Origin of the sequence: Streptomyces sp. NPDC002790 (assembly GCF_040295505.1) — a bacterium.
Classification (GTDB): domain Bacteria; phylum Actinomycetota; class Actinomycetes; order Streptomycetales; family Streptomycetaceae; genus Streptomyces.
The window spans coordinates 1-12,915 of the sequence record NZ_JBEOVM010000057.1; the positions used below are offsets into that span (position 1 = coordinate 1).

Genomic DNA, 12,915 nt, shown 5'->3' on the forward strand with positions numbered 1-12,915 from the left:
GCGCCCGAGGCGTCATCTGCGGTGAAGCGGGCAAAATCAAGCCCCTGCGGCGATTGAGCAGCGGGGTCCGGGGCAGAGCCCCGATCTTTTCAGCCCGGGTGACGCTCGAGCCCTTTCCCGTCCGGCCGGCGCTCGAGCCATTCCAGCCCCGCCGGCGATTGAGGCGCCGGGGCCGGGGCGGAGCACCGTGGCGTGGGGGCGGGGGTGTGCGTACGCGGAGGGGCCCGGGAGAACGTCTCCCGGGCCCCTCCGCGTGAACGGACGGCTACGCCGTCACCGTGTCCTCCGGCTCCGCGGCCTCCACCTCGGCCACCTGCTCCTCGACGGAGTCCTCACGCGTGGGCGGCACCTCATCCTCGCCCCGCGCCGCCATCCGCACCCGCCGCTCGTCGGCCTTGGCGCACAGGGCGCGTACGGCGACGTTGAAGCGGTCGATGGACGGCGGGTCCGACGGACCGAGGAGATGCTCCTTCAGGGCCACCCGGCCCTCCGCGTGGACGTCCTCCACCTCGCCGCGCACCACTGCGAGCAGCTCGGGAACCTCGGTCGCCCCGGGCGACAGGACCGTCGCCGCCCGCACCGTCGGGAACCCCGTACGGAAGTCGTCCTCCGAAAGCCCCGACGTGTTGGCCACCGCGTACGGCTTCTCGCTGCTCAGCCAGTCGGAGACGACCGAGGAGACGTCGGAGACGAGGACGTCCGCCGCGTTGAAGCACGTGAAGATCGCGGGCCGCGCCTCGGTGATGATCAGGTGCTCCCACTCGGGGAACGAGGCCCAGTACGCCTCCTCCCACGCCTCGGTCGCCTCGGCCACCGCCGCCGCCCGATCCCCGTCGGGCCGGCCCTGGAGCATCATCCGCTCCATCTCGTCCGTGCCCTTGGGGAACTTGGTGGACGTCAGCTCGTTCAGCGCCTCGAAGCGGCGCTCGAGCTCGACGGCGGCCTCGGGACCCGGACGCGCGCCGGAGCGGCGGGTGTTGGCCTCCTCGATCATCGCCATGATGCGCTTGTTGGCCTCACCGGCGGCGGGGACCTGCGAACCGGTCATCGGGTGCGGCTTGTAGATCAGCCGGACCTTGGGGTCGTCGACCAGCTGCCGGACGATGTTCTCGCCCGCCAGGATCACCGACGTATTGCCGGGGTTGCCGTCCCAGCCCTCCCAGGTGGGCGCGTACAGAACGGTCGTGTACGCACCCGTGGCCGGCCCGTCCGCGAGCTCGATGGGCGCCAGCTGCGGGCGGCCCACCTCGACGACATCCCGGTCGTCGACGCCGACGTCCGCGAGCTGGTACCGGTCGCGCGCCGCGGGACCGGCCACCCACACCTCGTCGTACGCCTTCGCGTACGGGTTGCAGGACGACAGCTTGTCGGACTCGCCGTGGTTGGTGAACGCGTGCTTGATCGTGGGGATGCGCAGGACCTGCGAGGTCTTCGCGGCGTTCGCCGGGTGCAGCAGCATCTTCAGCGTCGAGTTCTCCAGGGAGAACATCGTGGCGACCTTCGGGAAGCAGATGATCGGCACATCGGTGGCGTCGATCTTGTTCACCATGAAGCGCTCGCGCAGCACGATCAGCGGCTTGCCGTCGACCGCGGCGAGCGTGGAGAGCCACATGTTCGCCTGGTACGCGGAGGTGGTGCCGCCGGAGAAGTACATGCCGACGGTGGGCCGGTAGTCGGCCAGCCACGCGTCGAGCCAGGCGATGACCTTGTCGTCGTTCAGCGGACGCTTCTTGGGCAGCAGCCACGTACCGAGGTAGGCCGTGCCGAAGAGGAACAGGACGATCGAGACGCCGATGCCGATGACGCCCCACAGGGCGTTGGTCGTCGACGCGGTGATGACCAGGCCGAGGGTGGAGGGGATCGCGAAGGTCAGCAGGCGGTGCGCCGCCCGCCGGGCCAGCAGGCGCGGCGGCGAGGCACACAGGTTCAGCGCGGACGTGTCGATGTTCCGCGTGACGATCGGCAGCGTGCGGGTGCGGCGCACCAGGACCGCTGCCGCCTGGCAGGCGAAGTGCAGCAGGTACATCGCGAGCACCATGACCAGCAGCGGCGCCTGCTCGTCGAGCGGGTTGATGCCGCTGATGCGCAGCAGGCCGACGAAGATCAGCATGTCGCGCAGCAGTTGCCGCACCGTCACGTCGAAGCGGATCTTGCCGAGCAGCGAGAGCAGCCCCGGCTGCCTGTACTGCAGGTAGGTGTCGAGGGCGAGTCCGGCCGCGCTCGCGGCGACGAAGAGGGGAACATACGGAACGAGCGCGCTGACGAGCTGGGCCACATAGAGCGCGAACATCGTGAACAGAGCTGAAAGCTGCACGAGGCGGCGCGAGGCACGTCCGGCGGAGGGCACGGGCTGGGCTCCTGGCAGGGGGTCTCGGAGGGTGGGGGGACCGTGGGGGAGGTCCACCTCGCGGAAATGCTGACCACTGACCGTATGACTTTCTGTGGCCCCCTAGCAATCCTCCAAGCCCACAAGCAGTAGAAACGGGGTCAAATGGCGTGAAAGGACGGGGTCGGTTCCCCGTCCTGCCCGCGTCCTGATTACGGGGCGTCCACGGCGTTGTCCGTACCTCGAAACCCAAGAGCGGTCGAAGGGGCAGGTCACGTACATTGCCAGGCATGTCAGGGGCAACAACTGGGGCAGCAGCAGGGGCGGCGCGCCAAGGTGTGGCGGACGCCCGCCGGATCGTCGTCAAGGTCGGATCGTCGTCACTCACCACGGCGGCGGGGGGCCTGGACGCGGACCGGGTCGACGCGCTCGTCGACGTCCTGGCGAAGCAGCGCGGAGGCGGGGAGAAGGAGATCGTCCTCGTCTCCTCCGGCGCCATCGCCGCGGGACTCGCCCCACTGGGCCTGACCCGCCGTCCCAAGGACCTCGCCCGCCAGCAGGCCGCGGCGAGCGTCGGCCAGGGCCTCCTCGTCGCCCGCTACACCGCCTCTTTCGCGCGCTACGGGGTCCGCGTCGGCCAGGTCCTCCTGACCAGCGACGACATGGCCCGCCGCGCCCACCACCGCAACGCCTCGCGGACCCTCGACCAACTCCTGGCGATGGGCGCCTTCCCGATCGTCAACGAGAACGACACGGTGGCCACGGACGAGATCCGCTTCGGCGACAACGACCGGCTCGCGGCGCTCGTCGCCCACCTCGTGCACGCGGACCTGCTCGTGCTGCTCTCCGACGTCGACGGCCTCTACGACGGCGACCCCGCCAAGCCCGGCAGCTCCCGCGTCGCCGAGGTGCGCGGCCCCGCCGACACGGCGCACGTCAAGATCGGCTCCGCCGGGAAGGCGGGCGTCGGCACCGGCGGCATGGTCACCAAGGTCGAGGCCGCCTCGATCGCGGCGGCCGCCGGCATCCCCGTGGTGCTGACGAGCGCGAGCCACGCCTCCGACGCCCTAGCCGCCCGCGACACCGGCACGTACTTCCACGCCACGGGCCGCCGCAGCGCCGACCGCCTGCTGTGGCTGCAGCACGCGTCGACGCCGCAGGGCGCGATCACCCTCGACGACGGCGCGGTACGAGCCGTCGTCGAGCGGCGCACATCGCTGCTGCCCGCCGGGATCGCGGGCGTGGAGGGCGAGTTCGGCGCGGGCGACCCGGTCGAACTGCGCGACGAGCGGGGGCGCGCGGTCGCCCGCGGGCTCGTCAACTTCGACGCCAAGGAGATCCCGCAGCTGATCGGCCGCTCCACGCGCGAACTGGCCCGCGACCTCGGCCCCGCCTACGAGCGGGAAGTCGTACACAGGGACGACTTGGTCATCCTCCAGGCTTGAAACGGGCCGCGTGCCTTCGAAACCCCCTGTGTGAAAGGCCGAAAGCCTGCCACCCGTGGGGGACCTTCCCCAAAACCGCCCCAAGAAGCTCCGTGTCCTGCTCAACTCTTGAGGCAGGGAGTTCATCCGGGGAAGGTCGCACGACCATTGCGCAAAGGAGGCCGTCGTGAGACGAGCGCGCCCGGGGGTCGCGTCCAAGGGGCCCCGAGGTTCGGCGGAGCGGGTGCTGACGAGCGTGGCCGCGGGAGACGCGTACGACGGGGACACCGCGGGAGAGACCGCCGAGGCGAGCGCTGAGGGCAGCGCCGAACAGGGCCCCCGTCTGTGGCACGTCACGCTCAGCGTCTCCGGCGAGGAGGCATCGCTCGCGGAGGTGCGCCGCGGCCTCGAACAGCTCGCGCACGACCACCCCTTCCTGCTGACGAGCCGCTACGCCGTGGACCACGCCGAGATCCGCTACTGGGAAGAGGCCCGCGACCTGCACGACGCGGCGGCGGTGGCCCTGCGCCTGTGGGGCGAACACCGCCGTACGTCGCAGCTCCCGCCCTGGGAAATCGTCGGCCTGGAGGTCATCGACCGCCAGACCTACCACCAACGCATCGCGGAGGGCTTCGGCCCCCTGCCGGCAACTCCGGTCGGCGTCCACCCCTTCTAGGCAAAAAGGGGCGCGGGGAACTGCGCACCCCAGCCACGCTCAGCCGTCACGAGGCGGAAACCTCAGCCACTGTGGCCAAGGCCGCATTTCAGCCACGTCTCACCCCCCGAAACACCGGTCGACCGCCCCCACGCCCCCGATACCCTGCGGAGCATGACGTCGCTGCCGCTGAACCCGTACGACTCCATGACCCCGGTCACCCAGACCGCGTACCGCGCCAGGTCCGCGGCCCACGACCTCGCCGCCCTGCCGCGCGCCCACAAGGACGACGCCCTCGGCGCCATCGCCGACGCCCTGGAAGTACGTACCGCGGAAATCGTCGAGGCCAACGCCAAGGACATCGCCAAGGCCCGCGAGGCCGGCACCCCCGAGGCGATCATCGACCGGCTGACGCTCACCCCGGAGCGCGTCCGGGCCATCGCCTCGGACGTGCGCGACGTCATCGCCCTGCCCGACCCCATCGGCACGGTCGTACGCGGCAACACCCTCCCGAACGGCATCGACCTGCGCCAGATCCGGGTCCCGCTCGGTGTCGTCGGCATCATCTACGAGGCCCGACCGAACGTCACGGTCGACGCCGCCGCCCTCTGCCTCAAGTCGGGCAACGCGGTCCTCCTGCGCGGCAGTTCATCGGCGTACGAGTCGAACACCGCGCTCGTCCGGGTGCTGCGCGACGCCGTCGGCGGCGCGGGGCTGCCCGCCGACGCGATCCAGCTCGTCCCCGGCGAGAGCCGCGACTCGGTGACCGAGTTGATGCGCGCCCGCGGCCTGGTCGACGTGCTGATCCCGCGCGGCGGTGCCTCGCTCATCAAGAACGTCGTCGAGAACTCGACCGTCCCCGTGATCGAGACCGGCACCGGCAACTGCCACGTCTACGTGGACGCCGACGCCGACCTCGACATGGCCGTCGACATCCTCGTCAACTCCAAGGCGCACCGCGTCTCCGTGTGCAACGCGGCGGAGACGCTCCTCGTCCACCAGGACATCGCCGACGCGTTCGTGCCGCGCGCCCTCGACGCGCTCGCGGAGGCCGGCGTCACCGTGCACGCGGACCGGCGGATCACGAAGTACGCGGCCGGGTCCAAGGCCACCGTCGTCGAGGCGACCCCGGACGACTGGGAGACCGAGTACCTCTCGTACGACATCGCGGCCGCGGTCGTCGACGACATGGACCGGGCCGTCGAGCACATCCGCCTGTGGTCCTCGGGGCACACCGAGGCCATCGTCACGACCTCGCAGGCGGCCGCCCGCCGCTTCACGCAGCTCGTCGACTCCACGACCGTCGCCGTGAACGCCTCGACACGGTTCACCGACGGCGGCCAGTTCGGTTTCGGCGCCGAGATCGGCATCTCCACGCAGAAGCTGCACGCCCGCGGCCCGATGGGCCTTCCCGAGCTGACGAGCACGAAGTACATCGTCACGGGCGACGGCCACACCCGATGAATTCCCTTACCGTCTGCCCAAATTGACCCCTTCGGTCTACGCTGGACGCGTGCCGGAGGACGTGGGGGGCTCGCCGTTCCCGGACGGCTGGGAGCCCGACGACGACCACGACCGCGGGGGCTGGGACGAAGAGTTCGCCTCCGTGGTCTTCGACGAGGACTTCGTCAAGGCTGCCGAGGTCCATGAACCCACCGCGGTCGAGCGGCTGCTCGCCGCCGCGCAGGCGCGCGCCGAGGCCCAGGAGGCCGAGGCCCGCAGGACCCGCATCCGGCCGGCACCCGACGACGAGTTCTACGACGAGGTGGACGGGTACGGCCGCGGCGAAGACGGCGAATTCGGCGCGTACGGGGACGAGTCGGACGAGCTGTACGAGGAGGAGCTCGACCGCGAGGGCCGGCCCGTGGGCGGCGTCCGCTGGCGCAGGCCCGTCGCCTGGGCGCTCGCCCTGCTGATGGGCATCGGCATGGTCGCCCTCGCCTTCACGGCCGTCTACCGGGGCGCGTCGTCGGGCAGCCAGGACGAGGTCCCGCCGCCCGCGACGACCGAACTGGAGAAGAACGTGCCGGGCACGCCCTCCGCCTCCGCGGACTACTCACAGCCCGCGGTCTCGGCGGTTCCCCGGACCCCGTGAGGGGGCGCTCGGGGCGCTCGCGCGGGGGTCGTGGAAGTTGACGTGCACCAGGGCGTTTACCTGACGTCGGGGAGACCTACCCTGAGGGTATGAGCGGGCCAGGAGACCCACCGGAGGGAACACCGGACAGCGGTCCCAACAGTGGCGGCAGCGAGGAAGAGTACCGATCCGTCGTGTTCGACGAATCGTTCGTCAAGGCTGCCCGGCTCCAGGAGTTCTCCGCGCAGGAGCGCATCACCGACCACTCGCCGGCCGTGCGCCGACTGCCCGTGCTGCGCCGGGGCCTCACCCGGCAGGCCGTCATACTCGTCGTCCTGATCGTGATCGCGTTCGGCACCGCCGTCTACATGGGCGTACGGAGCCCCTACCGGACCACCCCGGCGGCCCGGAACACCGAGCCGCTGCGGATGACGGTGATACCGCTCGCGCCGACGGGCCGGGTCCCCGGCTCCGATTCCGTGCAGGAGCTGTACGAGCACAGCCCCGCCGCCCGGTTCAAGCGCGCCGCCCGCGCCATCGACCTCCCGGTCGACCCCAAGGCCACCGCGCACTTCTCCGACAGCCAGGTCGTCACCGCGCTGACCACGGCCAAGGACTACCTCGTCGACTCCTCGCTCGACCCCGACGTGCTCACACGCGGCGCCGTGCGCCCCGTGCGGATGCTGATCGACCCGCAGCAGCTCCCGCAGTTCGACCAGAGCGTCAACAGGCCGGTCACCGACGGGCGGCACGCGGCCACCGGCTGGCTCGTCCGCTTCGATCCCTCGCAGGCCGCCCTCGCCGATTCGCGCATCCGGGTCCGCGGCGCGCTGCACGTGGCCGAGACCGACGCGGACACCCTCGAAGTGACCTCGGACCACACCTTCGTCTACGCGCTGCGTCCAGCCGACAACGGCGACAAGAAGGCGAAGGCCTCCCTGTTCACCGTCCGCCGCTCCATGCACTTCCGCTTCGACCGCCAGGACCTGCGCAACCACCAGACCGAACTGGTGGTGTCCTACGTCCAGGCGGGCCCGCTCGCCTGCTCGTCCGACGCCGCCGGGTATCTGCATCCGCTGCTCGCGGGCCAGAGCGCGAAGGAGGGCGGCCCGGCCGGCACCGACCCGTACGCGACGGACAGTGCGTCCGCGCTGTGCGGCGCACTCGCGCCGGACGCGCAACCGCACGTGTAGCCCCGCACGTGAGGCCCGAGCGGTTCGGGCAGGGGGGCGGATCAGCGCTCGCCGCTGCCGTTGCCCGTGTCCTCACCCTCGTCGGTCGTGCCGTGGTTCCCGCTGTTGCCCCCGCCGCCGAAGTTCCCGAAGCCGCGCCGCACCCGGCCGCCCAGGTCCCCCGCACCACCCGCGATGTCGCTGACCAGCTTCATCAGCGGGTCCTTCGAGGTCTTCATGTTCTCCGTGTAGTGCGAGGCCGACTCGCGCCACGAGTCCGTCACCGAGGTGTCCTTGTCCTCGCTGCGGCGCGGGTAGTGACCGTCCATCAGGCGCTGGTAGTCACGGCTCGCCGCCCACTTCTTCAGCTCTGCGGCGCGCACCGTGGTGAACGGGTGCGAGCGCGGCAGCACGTTGAGGATCTTCAGCACGGAGTCGCGCAGATCGCCCCCGGCCTCGTACTCCTCGGCCTGCTTGAGGAACGCGTCCACGTTCATCTGGTGCAGATGGTTGCCGCCCGCGATCTTCATCAGGCCGCGCATGGAGGCCTCCAGGTCCTGGCCGACCAGCAACCCGGCGCGGTCCGCGGAGAGTTCGGACTTGCGGAACCACTCGCGCAGCGCCGTCACGATCGCCATGATCGCGAGGTTGCCGAGCGGGATCCACGCGACGCGCAGCGCGAGGCTGGTCAGGAACAGCAGGATCGTCCGGTAGACCGAGTGGCCCGACAGCGCGTGGCCCACCTCGTGGCCGACCACGGCCCGCATCTCCTCCTCGTCGAGGAGTTCCACAAGTCCCGTGGTGACGACGATGATCGGCTCGTCGAGGCCGATGCACATCGCGTTCGGCTGCGGGTCCTGATTGACGTACATCGGTGGGACCTTCTCCAGGTCCAGGATGTAACAGGCGTCCCGCAGCATCGTGTTGAGGTGCGCGAACTGCTCCTCGGACACCCGCACCGAGTCCGACAGGAACAGCAGGCGCAGGCTGCGCTCGGGCAGCAGTCCGCTCAGCGCCTTGAAGACCGTGTCGAACCCGCTGAGCTTGCGCAGCGCCACAAGCGCCGAGCGGTCCGCGGGGTGCTCGTACGCCCGCGAGGAGATCCCCGGGAAGCGCCGACGCTGCCTGCTCGGTACGTTCTCGTGCTGCTCGTTCGGTTCGTCGGGCATCCGACTTCCCCCATGTCCGTGAGATTCGACGTGTTTCGCCGTGTTCCGGCCGTGCCCCCAAGGTGGGGTCCACCCTAGGCGGATATACCGTGACGGGGCAGCACACCGAAGGAGCGAACCGTCATGGAGCACATCGATCACGTCATCAGCGCGGCATCGGAACAGGGCGCGGGGAACCTGTTGCGCACCGTGCTGATTGTGGGCGTACTGGGCGCGGGCTTCCTCGCCTGGTTCTTGTTGCGGGGCTACAAGAGCGACGACTGAACCCACCGCTTACGATGGGTCAGAAGTCCTTCTCCCGATCCCACACCGGATAGGTCCTGCTGACGATGAGCCTCCCCAGCACCGCTGCCCAGCTCGCCACTCTCGCTGCCGAGGGCGAGCACGGCGGCAACCACGAAAGCCTCAGCCCCCTCGTGACGGGCGGCGGGGCCTTCATCATCCTCATTCTGCTGCTGTGGATCACCACCCGGTTCAACCGCGACCGCTGAACCCGGGCGAGACCATGGGGAACGGGCCAGTAGGCTCTGCTCGCATGGGAGCGCAGGACATGCCTACCGGCCCGGTCAACAGCCCGGCCGGCGGCCCGGATCACGAGTGGGCCTCACCGACCAAGCGACGCCTCGGCGTCATGGGCGGAACGTTCGACCCGATCCACCACGGACACCTGGTGGCGGCCAGTGAGGTCGCCGCACAGTTCGACCTGGACGAGGTCGTGTTCGTGCCCACCGGGCAGCCCTGGCAGAAGAGCGACAAGAACGTCTCTCCTGCCGAGGACCGCTATCTGATGACGGTCATCGCGACCGCCGAGAACCCGCAGTTCTCGGTGAGCCGCATCGACATCGACCGCGGTGGTCCGACCTATACGACGGACACACTGCGCGATCTGCGTCAGCTCAACCCCGAGGCCGACCTCTTCTTCATCACGGGTGCCGACGCTCTCGGCCAGATCCTCACCTGGCGTTACACCGACGAGCTGTTCTCCCTGGCACACTTCATCGGAGTCACGCGGCCGGGCCACACGCTCGCCGACCCGGGTCTGCCGGAGGGCGGCGTCTCGTTCGTCGAGGTTCCCGCCCTCGCCATCTCGTCCACGGACTGCCGCGACAGGGTCGCCAAGGGTGACCCCATCTGGTACATGGTGCCGGACGGTGTGGTGCGCTATATCGACAAGCGCCAGCTGTACCGAGGCGACTGAACCCTGCACCGCCGAGAGGGGCATCGGTGAACGACCGATACGACGGTTACGACCAGCAGAGTTACGAGCTGGTCGGATATGACGAGTCCGGCCGGCCGGTCTACCGGCCGGTCCAGCAGGCGCCGTCGTACGAGCAGAACTCCCCGTATGGATACGGCTACGACCCGTACGCGGGCGGGCAGCAGCAGCAGCCGACCGGGCAGCAGCCCCAGCAGCCTTACCAGCCCCAGCAGGCCCCTTCGTACGACACCTACGACACGTACGACACCTACGGCGGAGCACCGCAGCAGGCCCAGCAGCCGTACCAGCCACAGCCCCAGCAGGCCACGGCGTACATCCCGCAGCAGGCCCCGCAGCCGGCTCGGGCGCCCGCGCCGCCACAGGCCCCGCAGCCCGAGCGCGACTACCGCACCGAGCAGTTCGAGTTCGTCGAGGAGCCGGACGAGGACTCCGAAGACGTCATCGACTGGCTGAAGTTCACCGAGTCGCGCACCGAGCGGCGCGAGGAGGCGCGGCGCCGCGGGCGCAACCGGGGCGTCGCCCTCGTCGTCGTCCTCGCCCTGTGCCTGGTCGGCGGCGCCGGCTACCTCTGGTCCCAGGACAAGCTGCCGTTCCTGTCGAAGGACGCGGCGAAGGCCGGCGCGGCCGCCGCGACCGGTCCGCAGAACCGTGACGTCATCGTCGTCCACCTGCACAACACCAAGGGCGGCGGGACGTCCACGGCGCTGCTCGTGAACAACACCACCACGAAGCGGGCCACCGCCGTCCTGCTGCCGAACTCCCTCGCCCTGGCGGACGAGGACGGCACCGGCACCACGCTCGCCAAGTCCGTCGACGAGGACGGCTCCTCCGGCACGAGCGACGGCCTCGACACCCTGCTCGGCACCGACATCCAGGGCACCTGGCGGCTCGACACCCCGTACCTCAACAACCTCGTCGAGCTCGTCGGGAACATCGACGTCAGCACCGACACGAGCGTGCCCGACCCCGCCAAGAAGGGCACCGTGCTCGTCCACAAGGGCGCGGACCAGACCCTCAGCGGCCCCGCTGCCGTGGCGTACGCCACGTACCGGGCCAAGGGCGAGCCGCAGACGGCGCAGTTGAGCCGGTTCGGGCAGGTCATGCAGGGCGTGCTGCGCAAGCTGTCGTCCGACCCGCAGGCCGCGACGACGACCGTGCAGACGCTCGCCCAGATCCTCGACCCGTCGCTGACCGAGAAGGACCTCGGGGCCTTCCTCGCCAAGCTCGCCGACCGGGCCAAGGAGGGCGACTACAAGACCGACCTCCTTCCGGTGCAGCAGGGCGGCAGCGTCTCCCGGTCCACCGCGGACTCCGTGGTCGAGAACGTGCTCGGCGGCACCGTGAAGTCCCCGTCCAGCGGCGACTCCCCGCGCGTCGGCATCGAGAACGCCACCGGTGACAAGGCCCGCACAGAGAAGGCCCGCGTCGCCCTGGTCAACGGCGGCTACACGTTCGTGTCGGGCGGAACCGGAACGGCGATCGCGACCTCCCGGGTCGCGTACGCGGACGCCGCGCACAAGAAGGACGCCGTAGAGGTCGCCAAGACGCTGGGCCTGCCGACGTCCTCCGTGACGAAGGGCAAGGCGGCGCGGAACGCGGACGTCTCCGTCGTGCTGGGCCGGGACTACACCGGCCGGTGACCGCCCACCGGTAAGGCCGTCGGGCGTGTCGGCGGACCGTGAGACCCTTGGGGTACCCCCTGAGGGATCTCTCAGGGGATTCAGACCGCCGACGGAAAGCCTTGTAGTGACCGCCACTGACCGTTCCATCGAGCTCCTCAACGTCGCCGCGCAGGCGGCCGCAGACAAGCTCGCGCACGACATCATCGCCTACGACGTCAGCGATGTGCTGTCCATCACGGATGCCTTCCTGCTCGCTTCGGCGCCCAACGACCGCCAGGTCAAGTCGATCGTCGACGAGATCGAGGAGAAGCTGAACAAGGAGCTCGGCGTCAAGCCGGTGCGCCGCGAGGGCGACCGTGACGCCCGCTGGATCCTGCTCGACTACGTCGACATCGTCGTCCACGTCCAGCACAGCGAGGAGCGCGTCTTCTACGCCCTGGAGCGGCTGTGGAAGGACTGCCCCGAGATCGACCTGCCCGAGGAGGCCAAGGCCACCCGCGGCAAGGGCGAGGAGCACGCCAAGGAGCGGGCCGCGGAGGTCGAGGCCGAGGACGTGCTGTGACGAGCGCTTCCCGGGGGCGGCGCGTCGTCCTGTGGCGGCACGGCCAGACCGCGTGGAACCTGGAGCGCCGCTTCCAGGGCACCACGGACATCGGCCTGACCGAGACCGGTGTCGCGCAGGCCCACCGCGCTGCCCGGCTGCTCGCCTCCCTGAGGCCGGACGCGATCGTCGCGTCCGACCTCGCGCGCGCCTCGACCACCGCCGCCGAACTGACCGCGCTCACGGGCCTCGACGCCACGTACGACGAGGGCCTGCGCGAGACGTACGCGGGGGAGTGGCAGGGCCTCACGCACGAGGAGATCATCGCCCGCTTCGGCGAGCAGTACGCGGCGTGGAAGCGCGGCGAGCCCGTGCGCCGCGGCGGTGGTGAGCTGGAGACCGAGGTCGCCGACCGGGCCGCGCCCGTCGTGCTGCGGCACGCGGACAAGCTGCCCGACGACGGCCTGCTCGTCGTGGTCAGCCACGGTGGCACCATCCGCACCACCATCGGTCGGCTGCTCGGCCTGGAGGCCCACCACTGGGAGGGGCTCGGCGGCCTGTCGAACTGCTGCTGGTCCGTCCTCGGCGAGGGCGTCCGCGGCTGGCGTCTGCTGGAGCACAACGCCGGCACGCTGCCCGAACCGGTCCTCGGCGACGACGACTAGGGCCTGCTCCAGGCCCGCTGGGCCGGATTTCACTTTCCGGCAGGTCGC

At 70.5% G+C, this 12,915-nt stretch carries 13 protein-coding genes; 11 read left to right on the plus strand and 2 right to left on the minus strand.

Annotated elements, in window-relative coordinates:
• Positions 1–265: 265 nt before the first annotated feature.
• Complete coding sequence (locus ABT004_RS23165; RefSeq protein ID WP_351340025.1) at positions 266–2,347, minus strand: hypothetical protein; 2,082 nt, start codon at positions 2,345–2,347, stop codon at positions 266–268.
• Positions 2,348–2,616: 269 nt separating this feature from the next.
• Here ABT004_RS23165 and proB point away from each other — a divergent pair, with 269 nt between their 5' ends.
• From proB to ABT004_RS23190, 5 genes are all read left to right on the plus strand, one after another.
• Positions 2,617–3,771 carry a glutamate 5-kinase gene (proB, locus tag ABT004_RS23170; RefSeq protein WP_351340026.1) on the plus strand — a complete coding sequence of 385 codons (1,155 nt, stop codon included), beginning with the start codon at positions 2,617–2,619 and terminating at the stop codon, positions 3,769–3,771.
• A 166-nt stretch (positions 3,772–3,937) separates the two neighbouring features.
• Positions 3,938–4,426 (plus strand): DUF8830 family protein, encoded by a 489-nt coding sequence (locus ABT004_RS23175; RefSeq protein WP_351340029.1) that lies wholly within the window; start codon positions 3,938–3,940, stop codon positions 4,424–4,426.
• A 153-nt stretch (positions 4,427–4,579) separates the two neighbouring features.
• Positions 4,580–5,869 carry a glutamate-5-semialdehyde dehydrogenase gene (locus ABT004_RS23180; RefSeq protein ID WP_351340031.1) on the plus strand — a complete coding sequence of 430 codons (1,290 nt, stop codon included), beginning with the start codon at positions 4,580–4,582 and terminating at the stop codon, positions 5,867–5,869.
• Positions 5,870–5,918: 49 nt separating this feature from the next.
• Positions 5,919–6,500 (plus strand): SCO2584 family spore wall biosynthesis protein, encoded by a 582-nt coding sequence (locus ABT004_RS23185; RefSeq protein WP_451193290.1) that lies wholly within the window; start codon positions 5,919–5,921, stop codon positions 6,498–6,500.
• An 89-nt stretch (positions 6,501–6,589) separates the two neighbouring features.
• Positions 6,590–7,672, plus strand: a complete 1,083-nt coding sequence (locus ABT004_RS23190; RefSeq protein ID WP_351340036.1) for an SCO2583 family membrane protein — start codon at positions 6,590–6,592, stop codon at positions 7,670–7,672.
• Positions 7,673–7,713: 41 nt separating this feature from the next.
• On the opposite strand, the gene ABT004_RS23195 is transcribed toward ABT004_RS23190, so the two are convergent.
• A complete protein-coding gene (locus tag ABT004_RS23195; RefSeq protein ID WP_351340038.1) occupies positions 7,714–8,820 on the minus strand; it encodes a M48 family metallopeptidase in 1,107 nt (368 codons plus the stop codon).
• Positions 8,821–8,943: 123 nt separating this feature from the next.
• Between ABT004_RS23195 and ABT004_RS23200 the strand changes: the two genes are divergently transcribed.
• The 6 genes from ABT004_RS23200 (at position 8,944) to ABT004_RS23225 (ending at position 12,867) form a co-directional block, all read left to right on the plus strand.
• A complete protein-coding gene (locus ABT004_RS23200) occupies positions 8,944–9,084 on the plus strand; it encodes a hypothetical protein (protein ID WP_351340041.1) in 141 nt (46 codons plus the stop codon).
• A 65-nt stretch (positions 9,085–9,149) separates the two neighbouring features.
• Positions 9,150–9,311: a hypothetical protein gene (locus tag ABT004_RS23205; RefSeq protein ID WP_351340043.1), complete on the plus strand. Its 162-nt coding sequence runs from the start codon at positions 9,150–9,152 to the stop codon at positions 9,309–9,311.
• A gap of 44 nt (positions 9,312–9,355) precedes the next feature.
• Positions 9,356–10,018, plus strand: coding sequence for a nicotinate-nucleotide adenylyltransferase (gene nadD / locus ABT004_RS23210; protein ID WP_351340046.1), 663 nt, complete (start codon positions 9,356–9,358; stop codon positions 10,016–10,018).
• Between the two features lie 26 nt (positions 10,019–10,044).
• Positions 10,045–11,679: an LCP family protein gene (locus ABT004_RS23215; RefSeq protein ID WP_351340048.1), complete on the plus strand. Its 1,635-nt coding sequence runs from the start codon at positions 10,045–10,047 to the stop codon at positions 11,677–11,679.
• A gap of 106 nt (positions 11,680–11,785) precedes the next feature.
• Positions 11,786–12,223, plus strand: coding sequence for a ribosome silencing factor (rsfS, locus tag ABT004_RS23220; protein WP_351340050.1), 438 nt, complete (start codon positions 11,786–11,788; stop codon positions 12,221–12,223).
• Entirely contained in the window at positions 12,220–12,867 is a 648-nt protein-coding gene (locus ABT004_RS23225) for a histidine phosphatase family protein (RefSeq protein WP_351340055.1), read from the plus strand. The genes rsfS and ABT004_RS23225 overlap by 4 nt, the downstream gene beginning before the upstream one ends.
• Positions 12,868–12,915 lie beyond the last annotated feature (48 nt).